Below are 18489 nucleotides of genomic sequence, written 5' to 3' on the forward strand. Positions count from 1 at the left end.
GTTCTGTAGTTCAAGTATAAGAATGTATTGAACAGCTATTTGATCCTACAATTGATTTATAAATAAGTTTGAAATAGATATTATGAAACTCACATTATTTTGTGAGTTTTTTTATGTAAATGTTTATATCGGGAAATATACTATAGTTATATTAGTTCAATAATTAAGGTAGAATCTACGGAGACAAATAGAGCTCCTTTATATTGATTCTTTTGATGAAACAAGATGATGAACCAACTTTTAAAATCAAAACATTTTGATATGACAACCCACCACAATTAACTTTTTCCCATATTTGTAAAAATTTAACCTATGCAGACTTTACTTTTAGAAGATGACCCTGTATTATCATCCGAAATTGCACTGTTTCTGGAATCCAAATCCATTAAAACCGACATTGCTGACGATGGCGAGAAGTTTATGGCTTTATTCCAAGATAAGTCCTATGACATCTTCCTTCTAGATATCAATGTGCCCAAGATCAACGGACTTGACGTTTGCAAAAAAATTAGGGAGACTAATGGTGACACACCTATTATCATCATCTCTGCCTACGATGGTATAGAGGAAAAGAAAGAAGCTTTCCTACGTGCTGCTGATGATTATTTGGTAAAACCCTTCTTGTTGGAAGAGCTTCTTTTGCGTATCAACTCACAACTCCGCCGTATAATGCCTAAATCTGAGGAAAAGGAAAAAATTACTATAGATGATCTTATTATTTATCCAGGAGACAGCAAGGTTTACCGCGGTGGCGAGGAGATTACCCTTACTGTGAAAGAGTTTCAGCTGCTGGAGCTGTTGGCACGCGCCAATGGCCGTACGCTATCCAAGCAATATATCTCGGACGAGGTATGGAAAAATCAGTTTCAGTCCACCAATAATGCCATAGAAGTTTACATTAATTTCTTAAGAAAAAAAATTGATAAAAATTTCAAAACCAAATTGATACATACACGCCCCGGCTTCGGTTACTATCTAAGTCCACTTTAATTAAAAGATTTCTTATCACTCATTATTAATTGTTCGTCATGTCTCTCAAACGTAAAATCGCCTTCAGTTTAAGTATTGCCTTTTCCCTGATATTTGGGATGATGATGGTGGTGATTTACTTCTCTTTTAGTGATTTTCGTAGAGACGAGTTTAGAGAACGTTTCCAGAAGCGTCTTGTATTTACCGTTAACTTCATTGCCAAGTCGGATAATTTCGAAAAAGAAGCACCTTTGTTCTTCGATGAGAACTCAGATAATGTGCTGCTTAATGAAAATATTATGATTTTCAACGCTGATAAGAAGCTCATCCACAGTACACTAAAGGATAAAAAAATAAGTTGGGACGAGAACCTGCTTCACCGTCTGGATACCGAGAAGACAGTGTATATGGAGAACTCTGTCCCCGAGATATACGCTGCACTGCGCAATATAAAAGGACATAACTATTATATCCTTACCAGTGCCAAAGATGTTACAGGTCAGTCAAAACTGGCTTTCTTAGAGTATATTCTTATCTTTTGTTATATCGTCAGCATTCTCTTGATTTGGTTCTTCAGTTATTACTTGGTTTCGAAATTTCTCGAACCTCTAGAACTGCTTAAATCTGAGATGTCCAACATCACGGTTCACGAACTGACGACTCCTGTAGAAGTGCCCAATTCCCATGATGAGATTGGTGTATTAGCCAACTCATTCAACCTGATGACAAGCCGCCTGAATGATGTCTTCCAGTCTCAGAAGGATTTTAACTCCAGTGCGGCGCACGAGATGCGAACCCCTCTTACCAGGATGGCCTTCCAACTGGAGAACCTGATCCGTTTAGAAACTCATTCTCTCAAAACGCGCTCCACGCTGGAAAAGATGCTACAGGATGTTTATCAACTATCGGATCTTACCCAATCCTTGCTGCTGTTGTCCAAATTTGATAAACAGAGCATTTCTACAGTGTACGAAGAAGTTAGGATTGATGAAGTTGTCTTTGATGCTTTTGAAGTCGTACACCGCAATTTCCCAGAATTTAAAATTGATTTCCAGATTGACAGCAACAGTATAGAAGATGCAGACCTTACGGTAAGTGGTGTTAAATCCCTTTTACAAATCACGTTTGCTAATTTGTTTAAAAATGCAGCTTTGTACTCTGATAATCAAGAGGCAGATATTGTCATTTTAGAAACATACCAACACATTGAGGTAAAAGTATTGTCAAAAGGGAGAACTATTCCTATAGAGGAAAGGGAACGTCTTTTTGATGCCTTCATGCGCGGTAGCAACTCTCTTAACAAATCAGGTTCCGGACTTGGTTTGCGTATCGTTAAACGTATTTTAGAATACCACGGTGCCGATATTATCTATACAGAGCCATCCGAGGAAGAAAATCTTTTTACGGTTGTTTTTAACAAATAAAACCGATGTACCACAATTCTGTTTTTCTCATTTTATGAACTCGATTCTTATACTGAAGTTCTCCACAGATTGTGTGTTCATCGGATTTTTATGAGGTTCTAAAACCACAATTAAGTTTTTTTTAAGGTGTATTTAAGGTCGTTTTAATCTTAAGATATCATATTTGCAGAAACCCAAAACGAGTAAATATGCTTAAAATTACAACGCTGGTGTTATCCTTCTCGGCATTCACTTTTCTTTCCGGGCAAGATCCACAATCATTACAGGACTACGAGCAGGCTTTCCGGCAAAATAACCTTCAGGTTCTCGCCGCACAGTACAATATCAGCATGGCAGAAGCCGATATCATTCAGGCAAAGATCTGGGATCTTCCTCAGGTAAGCGGTTATATCAACGCTTATAATCCCGAGCAGAATAAAGCTTTTGATGCCGGTAAGTCAAAAGGGGTAGAGGTTTCCCAATTGATCTACATGGGTGGTAAAAAGAAAAACGAAATACAGTTTGCAAAATCCAGCAAAGAACTGGCACAGCTCCAGTTTAATCAATTGTTGGTCGATCTGCATGCACAGTTACGCAGCGCTTTTTACAACCTGATATACGAGCAGAAAAAGAAAACCAGTATAGATGGGCAGCTCAAGTACATGAATGAATTGCTGGCAGCTTACAAGGTGCAGACAGATAAAGGGAATATCTCTCTTAAAGATTATGTACGCCTGCAAAGCATTGTGATACAGCTTAATAACGACAGGATTGAGATTAATAATAACATTCTGGCTCTCCAGCAGACTTTAAAGGTTCTTACAGGTCTTGCAGACCATATACAACCTGCTTTGGAAAAGCTGGTAGAGAATGAGATGCTTGTTTCCCAGCCTTTTGGTGATGTGGCGATTCTTAAAGAAAAAGCTTTACAAAACAATGCCGACTATCTTTATAACCTAAAACTTATAGACAACAGCCAGCTCTTTGCACAATGGCAAAAATCGCTTAATGTACCGGATCTGAATGTCGGTGCCGAGTATGACCAGGGTTCTGGGACTTTCCGTAACGAGATCAACCTAAAGGTAGGCATCCCGATACCACTTTGGAAATCCAACAAGGGAAACGTGGAAAAAGCCAAATACGCGGTCCAACAGAATCAGAAAAACAGCGAGTATCAGAAACTTAACCTTCAGACTCAGGTAGATGCGGCTTACCAAACTTGGAAAAACCATTACGACCAGTACTTTGAACTCAAACCAATAGATCTGGACAACCTGCAAACTGTGTATAATGGTATCCTGACCAACTTTAGAAAAGGAAATGTCAGCCTGATAGAGTTTACAGATTTTATGGAGAGTTACAGACAAACAGTCCTGCAAATCTACGAGATGAAGAAACAAATCATGATTGCCGCAGAACAACTTAACCAGCTGGTGCAGACCAAGATCTTCTATTAGTCCCATTTATTGTATGATTTAATTAATATCAAAAAAGAAATGAAATCTAAAAATATTCTAGTTCCTGCTGCTCTTCTATTGGTGTTGGCTGCCTGCAGCAAGCAGGAGAATAATATCCCTGTGGTGGAAAAAGGTTTTGAGCTCAGCAATACCATGCTTAAGACCACTACTTTTGCAGAAGTGCAGAAAAAATACATCGATGACGAGTACAGCTTTTTCGGTAAAATCTCAGCCGATAAAAATCAGTACATCGACATTTATCCTTTAGTGGGCGGCAATGTCCTTAGCGTGAATGTAGAGCTGGGTGATTATGTACACCGCGGTCAGGTGCTGGCTACCATCCGTAGTACCGAGCTCGCTGAGGTACAGAAAGACGTCAGCGATTCCAAGACAGATTTGGTAGTGGCCGAGAACAATCTCCGCGTAGCTAAGGAAATGTACACCGGCAAATTGAATACCGAAAAGGACGTTCTAGAGGCAGAGAGTCAGGTCAAAAGGGCCAAAGATGCCCTGCGCCGCGCCAGTGATGTGAGCACGGTTTACAATGTCAAAAAAGGTAATATTTACAGTGTTATTTCACCAATTAACGGCTACATTGTACAAAAAGACATCAACAAGGATATGGAACTGAGGAGTGACCGCAGTGAGAATATTTTTGACGTGGCCAATACCAAAAATGTCTGGGCCATTATGAACGTTAACGAAGCTGATATCGATAAGATCAGCCTCGGGATGAAGGCGCGCGTCGCCACCTTATCCTATCCGGATAAAGTCTTCTACGGCACAGTGGATAAGATTTTCAAGATTATAGATCCCGATACCAATGCCATGCAGGCCCGCGTGGTACTGGACAATTCGCAGGGTTTGCTGATCCCGGACAGTAAGGCGACCATCAAGGTCTCTAAGTCAGAAAACCAAATGGCATTGGCAGTACCGTCCAAAGCCGTCATCTTTGATGATAACCGCTATTTTGTTGTAGTTTACAAATCACAAACCGATATCAAGATCAAAGAAGTCAAGATTCTCCGTCAGAATTCTGAAACCACCTATGTCTCCGAAGGCGTTGCAGAGGGCGACCGCATTGTTACCAATAACCAATTATTAATTTACAGATCGCTTAATAATTAATTTTTGGGCGTGTCCCTTTGTTTTTGCAGTCTACTGTGGTACAAAGGAATGGGCTTGGCCGCAAAAACAAGCGGGTCGGTCTCCGCACAGTCGCTTTTTTGTTTTCTATACGGTACAGGGCATCATATGTTCGGTTAAAAAAACAAAAAGAGCTCCGACATTGTGCTTCGCCCTCACGCAAGGGCAATGCTAATCAAACACCGTCACTAGACAATCTGCGCGGGCAGGTTATTTCATCACAACATAAAGATTATGAATAAATTTATCAAAAGTATTATTGCATTCTCTCTCCGGAATAAAGTCTTCACCTTTATTTGGGTTGCCATACTGGCCGTCTCGGGCTTTATCAGTTTCAAAAATATGCCTATTGAGGCCTTCCCCGATGTTACCAATACACAGATCGTTATCATCACGCAATGGAATGGGCGTAGCGCCGAGGAAGTAGAACGGTTTGTCACCACGCCTATAGAGCTGGCAATGAGTCCAGTTCAGAAAAAAACAAGCGTACGAAGTACCACCATGTTTGGGCTTTCCATTGTTAAGATCTTATTTGAGGATGGAGTAGATGATACTTTTGCCCGCAATATGGTCAACAACCAGCTACGTACCGTTAGCCTTCCGCAGGATATAGATCCCGAGGTACAGCCGCCTTATGGGCCTACAGGGGAGATCTTCCGCTATACGCTAGAGAGTAAAGACCGCGACTCTAGAGAATTGCTGACCTTGCAAACCTGGGTGGTAGACAGGGCTTTGCGTAGTGTTCCGGGCGTGGCAGATATCAATGTTTTTGGCGGGCAAGACAAAGTTTTCGAACTAAGCATCGATCCAAGAAAATTAGACAAGTATAACCTGACACCATCCGAAGTGCTGGAGGCCGTGACCAACAGCAACCTGAATGTCGGCGGTGATGTTATCGAAAAAAGCGGCCAGGCTTACGTGGTGAGAGGGATTGGCCTCGTCAAATCAATTCAGGATATAGAGAATATTACGGTGCATAACGACAGTGGCAATCCTATCTTGGTAAAATATGTCGCCGATGTACACGAGGGATCGTTGCCAAGAGTAGGGCAGGCGTCGCTTAATAACGACCGTGATACTGTTGAAGGCATCGTTGTTATGAGAAAAGGCGAAAATGCCCAAGACGTTCTGAAAGCTGTAAAAGCAAAAATTGATGACCTCAATAATAAAATCCTGCCTAAAGATGTCAAGATGAAAACCTTCTATGACCGTCAAGACCTTATGGATTTTACGACAAGAACAGTGATGCACAACCTATTGGAAGGTATTGTTCTGGTAACCGTTATTGTTCTTATTTTTATGGCAGATTGGCGTACAACGCTTATTGTTTCCATCATTATACCACTCTCGTTGCTGTTTGCATTTTTCTGCCTCAGGATGGCTGGGATGAGTGCTAATTTGCTTTCTCTGGGTGCTGTGGATTTTGGGATTATCATAGATGGTGCCGTCGTAATGGTAGAAGGACTCTTTGTAATGCTGGATCATAAGGCGCACAAATATGGTATGGAGCGGTTTAACAAAATGGCAAAAGGTGGGTGGATAAAACAGACCGGTACAGGATTGGGTAAGGCTATATTCTTTTCAAAACTGATTATCATTACATCATTACTTCCTATTTTCTCGTTTCAGAAAGTAGAAGGTAAAATGTTCTCACCGTTAGCTTTCACTTTGGGGTTCGCACTGTTAGGCGCGCTCATCTTTACTCTGACGCTGGTACCGGTAATGTCGCACCTTTTGCTGAGCAAAAATGTGAGAGAAAAAAATAATCCTTTTGTTAATTTCTGGGACAAGATTGTTATGAAAGGGTTTAATATAACCTTCCATCATAAGAAGCTTAGTTTGCTTATTTCCACCGCGGTTCTTGCCATCACACTGTTTTCTGCCAAGTTCCTGGGAACCGAGTTTCTCCCACAGTTGAATGAAGGTTCCCTTTGGATTACCGCCGAGATGCCTATGAGTTATTCACTAAAAGAATCATTGAAAACCGCTGATGTTCTTAAAAAAGATATTATGAGCTTCCCCGAAGTAACTGGTGTACTTGCGCAAACAGGACGGAGTAATGATGGTACAGATCCTAATGGTTTTGGATTTGTTCAATTTGCCGTAAGCCTTCAGCCAAGAGAAGAATGGAAAAGGAAAATTACCTATGACGAGTTGATAGAGGAGATTGATAAAAAACTTAAAAACTATCAGGGTATCACCTTCAATTATTCCCAACCGATCTCGGACAATGTTGCCGAGGCAGTAGCAGGTTTCAAAGCAGAAAACGGTATCAAAATATACGGGAACGATCTTCACACGCTGGATAGGCTTGCAGAGGAAGTTATGACATCCATTAAAGATGTACAGGGCGTTAAAGATCCCGGTATTATAAAAAATATTGGTCAGCCAGAAGTTAGCGTTGTGTTGGATCGCGACAAGATGGCGGCATACGGTGTTTTGCCATCTGATGCGCAGGCGGTACTGGAAATGGCTTTTGGTGGAAAAACAGCTTCTGAAATGTTTGATGGGGAACGAAAATTCCCTATCAGATTACGCTACGCAGAGGATTACCGAAAAAGCGAGGAGGATATTGCCTCTCTGATGGTGCCTACTCAGGAAGGTTCGAAAATCCCACTGAAAGAAATCAGCAGCATAGAAAAAGAAAATGGAGCCGCGTTTATTTACAGGGATGATATCAAGCGGTATATAGGTGTTAAGTTTTCAATCAGGGACAGGGATTTGGGAAGTACTATTGCAGATGCCCAAAAAAAAGTCGCAAAGATTAAGTTGCCGGATGGCTATTCCATAGGGTGGACCGGTCAGTTTGAAAACCAACAGCGCGCTACAAAACGTTTGGCGCAAGTCGTACCAATCAGCATCCTGGGGATTTTCTTCCTATTATTCATTCTTTTTGGGAATATGAAAGATTCATTGTTGGTTCTTGCCAATGTTCCATTTGCGCTTATAGGTGCCATTATCGCGTTGCATCTTACGCACATGAACTTTGGGATCTCAGCTGGTGTCGGGATGATTGCTTTGATCGGGATTTGTATACAGAACGGGGTGATTTTGATATCAGAATTTCATCAGAATGTCAAAAATGGACTTAACCTAGAGGCCGCCATTAGAGAGGCCGTTAAAGTAAGGACAAGACCTGTGGTGATGACGGCTATGATGGCATCTATTGGTCTGATGCCGGCAGCGCTGTCTACAGGTATCGGCTCCGAATCTCAAAAACCATTGGCTATTGTCATCATCGGTGGATTGTTAACGGCTACCGTATTAACACTGCTTATCTTCCCTGTCATCTACTGGATTTTCAACCGCAGCAAAAAAGAAGCTATTGACTAGTTTACAATCATTTTTTTTAAATAATCTGAGTTATAGTTGTTATTTTTCTCTCATTTATTTTCTTGTTCCTCTGCTTTTTGTGGAGGAACTTTTTAAGTCTTGATATTTTAATCAAACCAGAGTAAAACAATTCTTTATCTTTGAAATCAAAAATAATCACCATGCGCAATTTTACTTTTTTATTATTACTAATAGCTTCCGTATCCGGCTTTTCTCAGAAGCTGACCAATGAAGAGAAACAACTCATACTATCCGGCGATACCAAGACGGCTCTTCCCATCTATCAAACAGATAACCAGCAACAGCATCTGGTTCTTCTTAACCAGTCTACTGCGATTTCCCCAAAGAGTAAAATGCTGCCCGTCCTCATCCAGCGGATGCGCCTGGCTTTGGCAGCTACCGATGGCGGCGTTGGGATTGCGGCACCTCAGGTGGGTATCAACCGTAGAGTCGTATTGGTACAACGCTTCGATAAAACCGATTTTCCTGTAGAATATTTTATCAATCCTGTAATTATCTGGCGCTCACAACTCCTTAATAAAGGGCCAGAAGGGGACTTGTCTATTGATAATTTTAGGGATCAGTTTTACAGGAGTTACAGCATTCGCCTAACTTATTTTGATCTGGACAACAAGATGCATGACGAGATGGTAGAAGGCTTCACCGCAGTTATTATGCAACATGAGATAGACCACCTTTCCGGTATTTTGATTTCTGATAAATTGCAGAATGAAAAGGACTATCACTACCGGGAGGTTAAAGTTTATCAGCAGATAAAAAATTAGGTCTGATTTTTGAATCATCCGATGATAATTTTAAAACATTAAACTATGAACTTTATTATCCGTTTGCTGATCACAGCCATTTCAGCTTTTTTGCTAAGCAAAATCCTTACAGGTGTTCACTTTGATTCTTTCGGTTCTACCATTATTTTTGCTATCTTATTGGGTATTCTCAACGTATTTGTGAGGCCTATACTTTCGATACTGTCTTTGCCTATCACCATTATAACTTTGGGGCTTTTTTCATTTGTTATCAATGCATTAATGATTCTTCTCACTGACTATTTTATGGATAGCATGTATGTTGATGGTTTCTGGTGGGCGTTATTGTTCAGTATACTATTATCATTGGTAACATCATTGTTCTCCACATTTTTTGAGAGTAATGACTAAAATAATTTGAGAGTAATCACAAAAAAAAGAGCTTCCTACACTGGAAGCTCTCTTTTTTTATAGCTTTTGAATACTATTTTTTCACTGCACCAAATACTTTATCCAGTAGGCTAGTGGTACGGAATGCAGCATTATTCCTAATTCCGCTTTCCTTTTCCGCTACCATTTTAAAAACACCGTTGATGGTTTCTGTGGTCACATATTCGTTAAGGTCTGTGGTTACGGACTGCCCTGTAAAGGTATTGTATTTAGAAATGATATTTTTCCAGACAGTGTCAACACCCACTTTTCCCAATGAAGCCTGTACTTTGGGCTGAAAAGCTGTGAATAACTGCCTTTGCGTCTTAGTCTGCAGGTAGCTGGTGGCAGCATTATCATTTCCTAGAAGAATATTCTTGGCATCGGTAATAGTCATGGAGGTAATGGCATTAGCAAAGATAGGCGCAGCCTGCGTTACAGCATCTTCTGCTGCTCTATTAAGGAGTTTTACGCCTTCGTCTGCCAGACTTCCGAGACCAACACTTCGCAGGGTCGCATCTATTGTTCTTAGTTTTTCCGGCATCAGGATTTTTACCAGATCGTTTCTGTAGAATCCATCGGTTACGCCCAACTTTTTCACTCCTTCTGTAACACCGAGCGTCAGGGCTTCTTTCAGCCCGGATGAGATTTGAGTATTCGTCAGGCTGTTAAGATTGGCAGTCGCTTTCGGCGCGGTGGTATTGCTTTTAGGGTTGCTTTTTTGATCAACTGCCGAAAGGTCTACGCCGGTCTGGTTTTTCACAGCCGTTTTAAACATATCTAGCAATTGTGCATTGGCAGAGACCGACATCAACAGTCCCAAAGCAATGATATAATTCTTTTTCATTATTAATTTGTAGTGAGGATTAGATTAGGAAACCAGTTTCAGGTTAAAACAAAACTGTATCAATCCTCATCTTATTAAATCTTCTTCTAATTTTGATTTCTTACATAAACATCGTAGAGATCCTGCCTTCGGTCTGTAAGTGTTCTTACGGCACCATTGTAGTGGAGCTCTTTCAGTAGGTTCAGGTCAACATCTACTATCAGAGTCATCTCGGTATTAGGTGTTGCCTCACCCTTGATGGCATTGGAAGGAAATGCAAAATCCGATGGCGTGAATACTGTGGCTTGCCCAAACTGGATGTCCATATTATTAACACCCGGCAGGTTTCCTACACATCCAGCGATAGCCACATAGCATTCGTTTTCTATTGCACGGGCAGCGGCGCAATGTCTCACTCGGGTATAGGCATTCTGGGTATCTGTAAGATAAGGAACAAAGAGGATTTTCATGCCTTGGTCTGCCAATAGCCTTGGCAGTTCCGGGAATTCTACGTCATAGCAGATAATGATGCCCACTTTTCCGCAATCCGTATCAAAGACTTTGATCTCATCACCGCCTACCATACCATAATACCTTCTTTCGTTCGGGGTAATGTGTATTTTACGGAACTCATCTATTTTACCATCCCTGTGCATCAGGTAGCTCACATTGTAGAGATTACCATCTTCTAGGATTGGCATACTGCCGGATATGATGTTAACGTTGTAACTCACGGCAAATCCTGAAATTTTTTCCTTGATTTCAGCTGTCATTTCGGACAGTTTTTCCATAGATTCACGCTCGTTCAGGTGATTGAATGGGGCCAAAAGAGGTGTGTTGAATAACTCTGGGAATAAGCAAAAGTCTGATTCATAACCTGCCACGGCATCCACAAAAAACTCTACTTGCTTGTAAAAATCCTCTAGATCTTTCAGTGGGCGCATCTGCCATTGTACCAATCCCAGGCGGATTACGCTATCCTGCATGGTGTTTTTCTTGGCGGTATAGTAGATGTTGTTCCACTGTAGTAGTACAGCATATTCCTCAGATTCGGTATCACCTTTTAAATAACCTTTTAGGATCTTGACTGGCGAAAAGTTGTTGCTGAGCTGGAAGCTGAGAACCGGGTCATAGATTTCCTTGTTCCTTACTTTGTTTATATATTCCCTTGGTGTCAATTCTTTGCTGTGAAGGTGGTAATTCGGGATCCTGCCGCCAATGATAATTGATTTAAGATTCAGGATTTCACACAGCTCTTTCCGCGCATCATACAGGCGCCTGCCCAGTCTCAGGGAACGAAATTCTGGATCTACAAACACTTCGATCCCGTACAGGACATTTCCGTTATTGCTGTGGGTGTTAAAGGTTTCGTTACCCGTAATCTCTGCATAGGTATGCTGATCACTGAATAATTCGTACTGAACAATGATGGAAAGCGCGGCGGCAGCCAGTTTTCCATCCACAAGGATGCAGATCTGCCCATCTGCAAAAATGGAGGTCAGTTTTTGGATATTTCTTTTGCTCCAGGTGTTGTCATCAATGTCGGGATAAGCTTTTTGCATAGCTTCGGAGAGTTCCTCATAATCATCAATGCTGAGTTTCCTGATTTCTATCTGCATTATTTGTATTTTTTTGAATGGTTTGTAATGTTTGAAACTACAAAATTAGGAAAACTAAAACTGCCAGCAGCAGTACTCATAGCCTCTAGCTCTATTTTTTATTAAGAAGTTCTTGCCTCAGCAGTTTCATACCCTCGGTAGCCGTCATTTTATAATAGTTTTGATTATTGGTATAAGCATTGGGATTTTCAAGCTGAGGATCAACGATGTAAACCTTACAATGCTGCGGCACATAACGCACCACAGAAGCAGCAGGGTAAACCTGCATAGAAGTGCCAATGACAAGGAAAATGTCAGCCTCAGACGCCACTTCTATAGCACGATCCATCTCGGGAACCATCTCGCCAAACCACACAATGTGAGGCCTCAGCTGAGAACCGCTGGTGTGCAGGTCGCCCATCATGATGTCGTTTTCCCAATTGATAATATCTTTTTCATTATCTACAGGTCTTGCTTTTTTTAGCTCGCCGTGCAGATGGATAATCTGGGTAGAACCTGCCCGCTCATGCAGGTCATCCACATTTTGGGTAATGATGCAGACATCGTAATCCTTCTCTAGTTCCGCTAAAATTTTATGGGCTTCATTGGGAAAAACGTCTTTCAGTTGTTTTCTCCGCAGATTATAAAAATCCAATACCAACTGAGGATTTCGGGCAAAACCTTCGGGTGAGGCCACATCTTCTATGCGGTGGTTTTCCCACAACCCGTTGGAATCCCGAAACGTGCTGATACCGCTCTCGGCAGAGATGCCCGCACCGCTTAGTACAACCAGTTTTTTCTTCATAACCTGAATATTTTGTTAAAAATAAAGATTTAAATTTAGCTTACGACTTAATGTTTTTCTCTAAATTATTGATGACAGGTTAAGTATTCATTAAAACTGACATTTAATCAATCCAATAATTTTTTGATATATAAAGCATTTTCTACAGCGGCTGTTCCCCATGTGTTGTTAAAATAGATATAAAATTCCTGTCCGGAGGCTTTGATTTTGTCAGCCAGTTCTTTCAAAAAGTTGTCGGGATAAGCTGATTTATAAAGTGTCGGCTTGCCGTGGAGACGGTAGTAACCTAAATCAGGATTGGTAATAATAACATCTTCCGGAATCTTGCCGGGAAAACTGACACCACAAAAAATCCATTGCTTTTTCCTGAATAAAGTAAAAACATCATCGTTCCACCAGGACAAATGCCGTAATTCTACAACGATAGGCGCACTATCTGATAATGTTTCGGTTAACCAGCTAATGTGGTCAGCCGTACATTGAAAAGACGTGGGAAACTGGATGAGGAAACCCGCCAGTTTATCCTGGATGTGCTGACGGATATAATCACAAAAAGATTTCAATTCTGTTTTCTTGACCTCAGCATATCCAAAATGAGAGATGCTTTTGGGAATTTTGATAAAAAAACGAAAACCTTCTGGTGTTTCATCATTCCATTTTTGTAATGTTTTGACAGTAGGTTTCCGGTAAAATGTACTGTTAATTTCAACGGTGTTAAAGACCTGGGAATATAATTTCAGGAAATCTTTGTTCTGAGAAGTCGCCGTGTAAAGAGTGCCTTTCCAGTCGGTATTATAAAATCCGGAACAGCCAATATGCATTTTTTTCATAATTTTTACTAAAATAATTTCTGTGCCAATGTGAACATAATCAATATGTTAATATGCTCTTAGATTTAAAATGATATTTATCATACCAAAATAGTAGGAAATAAATTTGGCTAAGTCAATTTTTTGAAATTATTTTGCAGTGTGATTAAGAATTGCTGTCATACTTATTAAGAAAGACCGAGGGAACTGACCCTGTGAAGTCTTAACAACCTGCCCAATGGTAAGGTGTTACATTCAGCCTTTGAAAAAAGGATAGATAAGTTGAAGATGTTACAGGTATTTAAACATATCCTCTGTAAAACTTCTTTCGGACTTGTCTGGAAGAAGTTTTTTTATTTATAAAATGTAAAATTTAGAATATATGGAAAAGAAAATTATTACTAACTCCAAAAAAGGATTGGTGTTGTCAGCAGCTGTTGTCTTTTTTTCGGGAATCTCTTTGGTACAGGCACAGGAAACAAAACCGGTAAAAGACACCGTAACAGACAAGCAGATAGACGAAGTGGTGCTGGTAGGATCCAGAAGTGGTGGCCGATCCAAGGCAGACAGCCCGGTTCCTGTGGATGTTTTTAACCTGAAAGATATTCAGCAGTCTTTGCCGCAAACCAATATCAACCAAATATTGAATACCATTGCGCCGTCTTTTACATCTACCATACAAACCAATGCCGATGGCTCTGACCATAGCGACCCGGCACAGTTAAGAGGTTTGGGGCCGGATCAGACTTTGGTTTTGATCAATGGTAAAAGAAGGCATAACTCAGCACTTGTAAATGTGAATGGTGCACCAGGACGTGGAACTGTAGGTACAGACCTGAATGCCATCCCGGCATTTGCACTCAGCAGAATTGAGGTTTTGCGTGATGGTGCGTCTGCACAATATGGTTCTGATGCCATCGCAGGTGTGATGAACCTCCAACTGAAAAGGGATACAGGCAAACTGACAGGGCAGTTTAACTATGGTGGTTACCTTACGCCGGCTGCTAATGACCATTCAGGGAATTATGATGGGCAGCAGTTTCAGGTAGACCTTAATTATGGGAACAAGATTGGAAAGCGGGGCGGATTCTATAACATTACCTGGTCTTCTCAGTTCAGGGATCCTACAAGAAGAGCAGGAACGGAAAGTAATACCCTTTACAATGCGTATAATGCAATCGAAAAAAGAGCAGCCGAAAATGGTGTAAATCTTTCATCTTATTTCAGTAATATTGGTAATCTTAAGGGGACGCCAGGTGAACAGAATTTTGTTAACCTGATCCACCAGTACGCACAGGGTGTCAATTATTTTAGCCCAGGTTTGCAATCGGGTATACAGTCTGCTTCTACGATTACCGCTTTGCAAGGCATCTTGAATGCAGATGTTACCAACCAAGAGTTGGCATACAGAGGGCTAACAAGAAAAGATTTTAACATGCAGGTGGGGCAGTCTAAACTGAATAACCATCAGTTGTTTGCCAATATAGAAGTGCCTTTGAACGATGATTGGAAGGTTTATACATTCGGTGGTTATTCTAACAGAAATGGCTCTTCTGGAGGCTTCTACAGAAGACCAAACCAGGCAAGGACCTTCACAGGATTGTACCTAGACGGTTACCTGCCTCAGATCCATACATTGATTCAGGATATTTCTTTATCTGCAGGTGTTAAAGGTAAATGGGACGGCTGGAATGTGGATCTAAGCAACACATTTGGGCAAAACAGTTTTGATTATACCATAGAAAATACAGGCAACACCAGTTTGCGTTTTGCTTCACCAAGCTCTTTCAAAGCAGGTGGATTGCAGTTCTTGCAAAATACCGTCAATCTGGACTTTAGCAAGTCATTTGATGTTTTGCAGGGCATCAATGTCGCATTTGGTGGTGAGCAGAGACACGAGAATTTCCGTATCAATCCTGGTGAACAAGCATCTTACACGGCTTATGACATCAATGGTAATGTGCAGACACCATCTACGCCGGCTTCGCTAAAGCCAACCGATTTCTTTGGAAATGCGCTGGCTGGTGGATCTCAGGTTTTTGCAGGTTTCCGCGAGGCTAATAAAACCAATAAAAATAGGAATGCTTATGCTGCATATGCCGATGTAGAATTTAATTTTACCAACTGGCTATTGGTGGATGCTGCGATCCGTTATGAAGATTACTCCGATTTTGGATCTACATTTAACTACAAACTGGCATCAAGAATAAAACTTGCAGATAATTTTAACTTCCGTTTTGCGGGTTCTACGGGCTTCAGGGCGCCTTCGATTCACCAAATCTACTATAATACAACTTCCACATTGTTTACAGATGGTGTCCTGAAAGAAGTAGGAACTTTTAGTAATGATTCTGATTTTGCAACGGCATTCGGTATCCCAAAACTAAAACAGGAAACATCTAAATCCTTTAGCACTGGTTTTACATACAAGATTCCGTCACTTAACCTTAATATTACGGCTGATGCTTATTTCATAAGGATTGATGACCGGATTGTTTTGACAGACCAGTTCAATAGACCTACCAATGCCCAGGTTACTGCCAATCCTTCTTTGGCAGATATCCAGAAGCGTTTTGATGCGGTGGGCGTCAATGCGGCTCAGTTCTTTGCCAATTCTATCGATACAGAGACCAAAGGATTGGATGTGGTTATCAGCCATAGTTACAAAACCGGAGCTATCAAACTGAATAATGATTTTGCAATTAACCTCAACAAAACGCAAAAAGTGGGTGACGTTCACGTATCGCCTGTGTTGCAGAACCTGGGATATGAGAATACTTATTTTTCTGAGAAATCAAGAATTTACCTTGAAGACTCCGTTCCAAAAGTTAAAGCGAGTCTTTCCAACAACCTAAGCTGGAACCGTTTCAATTTTTACTTGAGAAATACCTATTATGGCAAAGTTTGGGGTGCAGATATTGTAGATGCCAATTTTGACGGCATTATTTCACCCAACGAACATCAATTAATCTCCGATAAGATTGTTACAGATTTGTCTATTGGTTATGATATCAATAAAAACTTTAACTTGACGATAGGAGCCAATAACCTGTTTGATATTTATCCAACCAAAAACTTGACGGCTTCTACCAATAACGACCAGTTTATTTACTCGCGATCAACCGCTCAGTTTGGGCAAAACGGGAGATATGTATTTAGTAAGCTGACCGTCTCTTTCTAAAGAAATTTTTTTAGGTTTTTTATTTTGTTTTGAAAGCAGCATCGTGATTATTCACGATGCTGTTTTTTGTTTCTAAACATCGTGGGATTATTGTAGAAATGGTTTACTGTTTTCGATGTTTGAAAAATATCTATCTGGAAATCTCAAAGAGATTTTAAAATGAATTATATTCGTTCATCAATAAATTATTTGAAAATGGTACGCATTTCATTTGTTTTCATGCTGTTAATATCAAACTTGCTGCTTTCGCAAAATCCACTTAATCTTATACCTTATCCCCAAAGTGTAAAAATTAATGACGGAGTATTTGTTTTGGATAACAAAACGGTTGTAAAAGGTCATGAAGATTCGTTTGAATATCAGTTTTTTTTGAAATCATTAAAAGAAAGTCAGAATTTGGATTTATCAAAAAATAAAAGAAATAAACAAGGTAAGGTCATTTTTCTTAATATTAGTAAAGATAAAACGCCGCACAACGGCTATGAAATTAGAGTTACAAAAGATATGATTGCCGTTATAGGCAATGATACAACCGGACTTTTTTACGGTGTTCAAACGTTGCTTCAACTTATACAAACTTCCAAAAAAGGAAAAATCCCAAATGTTGAAATTTCCGATTTCCCTAAATTCAAGTGGCGTGGAATGCACTTGGACGTTTGCCGTCATTTTTTCTCTGTTGATGAAGTCAAGAAATACATTGATTATCTCGCCCTTTATAAGTTCAACACATTTCATTGGCATCTAACTGACGATCAAGGCTGGCGAATCGAAATCAAAAAATATCCAAATCTGACGGAAATCGGATCCAAACGAAAAGAGACAATGAAGGGTGCGTACGCCAACAATGAGTTCGATGGAACGCCTTACGGCGGATTCTACACGCAGGAACAAATTAAAGAAGTGGTGGCTTACGCAGAAAAGCGGCACATCAATATCATTCCCGAAATTGAAATGCCGGGTCATGCGTTGGCGGCATTGGCGGCTTATCCCGAATTGGCCTGTACCGAAGGACCTTTTGAAACGGCTACAAAATGGGGCGTTTTTGATGATGTATTTTGCCCAAAAGAAGAAACTTTTTCATTCTTGGAAAATGTTTTGGATGAAGTAATGCAGCTTTTTCCATCGAAAATAATTCATATCGGTGGGGATGAGTGCCCGAAAACGCGTTGGAAAGAAAGCCAGTTTTGTCAGGATTTAATCAAAAAATACGACCTGAAAGATGAACACGGGTTGCAGGGTTATTTTATCCAAAGGATCGAAAAATATCTGAATTCCAAAGGAAGAAAAATCATCGGCTGGGACGAGATCCTGGAAGGTGGCTTGGCACCCAATGCCCTGGTTATGAGTTGGCGCGGAACGCAAGGCGGCATTGTGGCGGCAAAAACAAAACACTTTGCTGTAATGACACCCAGCGAATTTTGCTATTTTGACCATTATCAAGGCGATGAAAACACTGAACCGTTGGCGTTTCCCAATTCTTTTACATCCTTGGAAAAAGTCTACTCTTACAACCCAATTCCGAAAGAACTATCGGCAGAAGAATCCAAATTTATTTTGGGAACGCAAGCCAATCTCTGGACCGAATATATCCCGAATTTTGCCCAGGTAGAATATATGATTTTCCCAAGGATGATGGCGCTTTCCGAAGTTGCCTGGGGAACTTCGGATCCGGGAAATTATCATAGTTTCCGGGAAAGAGTAATCTCGCAGTTTCCAATGTTGGACAAGATGAAAATCAATTACAGCAAAGTGATTCTTAAAGAATAAAA

The 18489-nt window shown here is 40.6% G+C and carries 13 protein-coding genes and 1 riboswitch; of the genes, 9 read left to right on the top strand and 4 right to left on the bottom strand.

Annotated elements, in window-relative coordinates:
- The first annotated feature begins 312 nt into the window (after window positions 1-312).
- The 7 genes from AC00Y6_RS12255 to AC00Y6_RS12285 all read left to right on the top strand — a co-directional run bounded on the left by AC00Y6_RS12255 (window position 313) and on the right by AC00Y6_RS12285 (window position 9483).
- Window positions 313-990, top strand: a complete 678-nt coding sequence (locus tag AC00Y6_RS12255) for a response regulator transcription factor (RefSeq protein ID WP_474490904.1) — start codon at window positions 313-315, stop codon at window positions 988-990.
- Between the two features lie 38 nt (window positions 991-1028).
- Window positions 1029-2393, top strand: a complete 1365-nt coding sequence (locus tag AC00Y6_RS12260; protein ID WP_474490905.1) for an ATP-binding protein — start codon at window positions 1029-1031, stop codon at window positions 2391-2393.
- Window positions 2394-2581: 188 nt separating this feature from the next.
- Complete coding sequence (locus tag AC00Y6_RS12265; RefSeq protein ID WP_474490906.1) at window positions 2582-3829, top strand: TolC family protein; 1248 nt, start codon at window positions 2582-2584, stop codon at window positions 3827-3829.
- A 39-nt stretch (window positions 3830-3868) separates the two neighbouring features.
- Window positions 3869-4957: an efflux RND transporter periplasmic adaptor subunit gene (locus AC00Y6_RS12270; RefSeq protein ID WP_474490907.1), complete on the top strand. Its 1089-nt coding sequence runs from the start codon at window positions 3869-3871 to the stop codon at window positions 4955-4957.
- A gap of 252 nt (window positions 4958-5209) precedes the next feature.
- Window positions 5210-8308, top strand: coding sequence for an efflux RND transporter permease subunit (locus AC00Y6_RS12275; protein ID WP_474490908.1), 3099 nt, complete (start codon window positions 5210-5212; stop codon window positions 8306-8308).
- A gap of 161 nt (window positions 8309-8469) precedes the next feature.
- Window positions 8470-9093 carry a peptide deformylase gene (locus AC00Y6_RS12280; protein WP_474490909.1) on the top strand — a complete coding sequence of 208 codons (624 nt, stop codon included), beginning with the start codon at window positions 8470-8472 and terminating at the stop codon, window positions 9091-9093.
- A 45-nt stretch (window positions 9094-9138) separates the two neighbouring features.
- A complete protein-coding gene (locus tag AC00Y6_RS12285) occupies window positions 9139-9483 on the top strand; it encodes a phage holin family protein (protein WP_474490910.1) in 345 nt (114 codons plus the stop codon).
- Between the two features lie 73 nt (window positions 9484-9556).
- On the opposite strand, the gene AC00Y6_RS12290 is transcribed toward AC00Y6_RS12285, so the two are convergent.
- The 4 genes from AC00Y6_RS12290 to AC00Y6_RS12305 form a co-directional block, all read right to left on the bottom strand.
- Window positions 9557-10348 (bottom strand): DUF4197 domain-containing protein, encoded by a 792-nt coding sequence (locus AC00Y6_RS12290; protein ID WP_474490911.1) that lies wholly within the window; start codon window positions 10346-10348, stop codon window positions 9557-9559.
- An 86-nt stretch (window positions 10349-10434) separates the two neighbouring features.
- Window positions 10435-11946 carry a nitrilase-related carbon-nitrogen hydrolase gene (locus AC00Y6_RS12295; RefSeq protein WP_474490912.1) on the bottom strand — a complete coding sequence of 504 codons (1512 nt, stop codon included), beginning with the start codon at window positions 11944-11946 and terminating at the stop codon, window positions 10435-10437.
- 91 nt (window positions 11947-12037) lie between these two features.
- Entirely contained in the window at window positions 12038-12730 is a 693-nt protein-coding gene (locus AC00Y6_RS12300) for an SIR2 family NAD-dependent protein deacylase (RefSeq protein ID WP_474490913.1), read from the bottom strand.
- A 107-nt stretch (window positions 12731-12837) separates the two neighbouring features.
- Window positions 12838-13560, bottom strand: coding sequence for a DUF72 domain-containing protein (locus AC00Y6_RS12305; protein WP_474490914.1), 723 nt, complete (start codon window positions 13558-13560; stop codon window positions 12838-12840).
- Between the two features lie 161 nt (window positions 13561-13721).
- A riboswitch (SAM riboswitch) is annotated at window positions 13722-13823 on the top strand.
- Window positions 13824-13921: 98 nt separating this feature from the next.
- Between AC00Y6_RS12305 and AC00Y6_RS12310 the strand changes: the two genes are divergently transcribed.
- Window positions 13922-16720 carry a TonB-dependent receptor plug domain-containing protein gene (locus AC00Y6_RS12310; protein WP_474490915.1) on the top strand — a complete coding sequence of 933 codons (2799 nt, stop codon included), beginning with the start codon at window positions 13922-13924 and terminating at the stop codon, window positions 16718-16720.
- Between the two features lie 195 nt (window positions 16721-16915).
- Window positions 16916-18487 (top strand): beta-N-acetylhexosaminidase, encoded by a 1572-nt coding sequence (locus AC00Y6_RS12315; RefSeq protein WP_474490916.1) that lies wholly within the window; start codon window positions 16916-16918, stop codon window positions 18485-18487.
- Window positions 18488-18489 lie beyond the last annotated feature (2 nt).

This window comes from Epilithonimonas sp. (assembly GCF_056329745.1).

What these genes read in the sequence shown, in the direction of transcription:
- AC00Y6_RS12255 (WP_474490904.1), top strand. Translation starts at nt 313, where the DNA reads ATGCAGACTTTACTTTTAGAAGATGACCCTGTATTATCATCCGAAATT.
- AC00Y6_RS12260 (WP_474490905.1), top strand. Translation starts at nt 1,029, where the DNA reads ATGTCTCTCAAACGTAAAATCGCCTTCAGTTTAAGTATTGCCTTTTCC.
- AC00Y6_RS12265 (WP_474490906.1), top strand. Translation starts at nt 2,582, where the DNA reads ATGCTTAAAATTACAACGCTGGTGTTATCCTTCTCGGCATTCACTTTT.
- AC00Y6_RS12270 (WP_474490907.1), top strand. Translation starts at nt 3,869, where the DNA reads ATGAAATCTAAAAATATTCTAGTTCCTGCTGCTCTTCTATTGGTGTTG.
- AC00Y6_RS12275 (WP_474490908.1), top strand. Translation starts at nt 5,210, where the DNA reads ATGAATAAATTTATCAAAAGTATTATTGCATTCTCTCTCCGGAATAAA.
- AC00Y6_RS12280 (WP_474490909.1), top strand. Translation starts at nt 8,470, where the DNA reads ATGCGCAATTTTACTTTTTTATTATTACTAATAGCTTCCGTATCCGGC.
- AC00Y6_RS12285 (WP_474490910.1), top strand. Translation starts at nt 9,139, where the DNA reads ATGAACTTTATTATCCGTTTGCTGATCACAGCCATTTCAGCTTTTTTG.
- AC00Y6_RS12290 (WP_474490911.1), bottom strand. Translation starts at nt 10,348, where the DNA reads ATGAAAAAGAATTATATCATTGCTTTGGGACTGTTGATGTCGGTCTCT.
- AC00Y6_RS12295 (WP_474490912.1), bottom strand. Translation starts at nt 11,946, where the DNA reads ATGCAGATAGAAATCAGGAAACTCAGCATTGATGATTATGAGGAACTC.
- AC00Y6_RS12300 (WP_474490913.1), bottom strand. Translation starts at nt 12,730, where the DNA reads ATGAAGAAAAAACTGGTTGTACTAAGCGGTGCGGGCATCTCTGCCGAG.
- AC00Y6_RS12305 (WP_474490914.1), bottom strand. Translation starts at nt 13,560, where the DNA reads ATGAAAAAAATGCATATTGGCTGTTCCGGATTTTATAATACCGACTGG.
- AC00Y6_RS12310 (WP_474490915.1), top strand. Translation starts at nt 13,922, where the DNA reads ATGGAAAAGAAAATTATTACTAACTCCAAAAAAGGATTGGTGTTGTCA.
- AC00Y6_RS12315 (WP_474490916.1), top strand. Translation starts at nt 16,916, where the DNA reads ATGGTACGCATTTCATTTGTTTTCATGCTGTTAATATCAAACTTGCTG.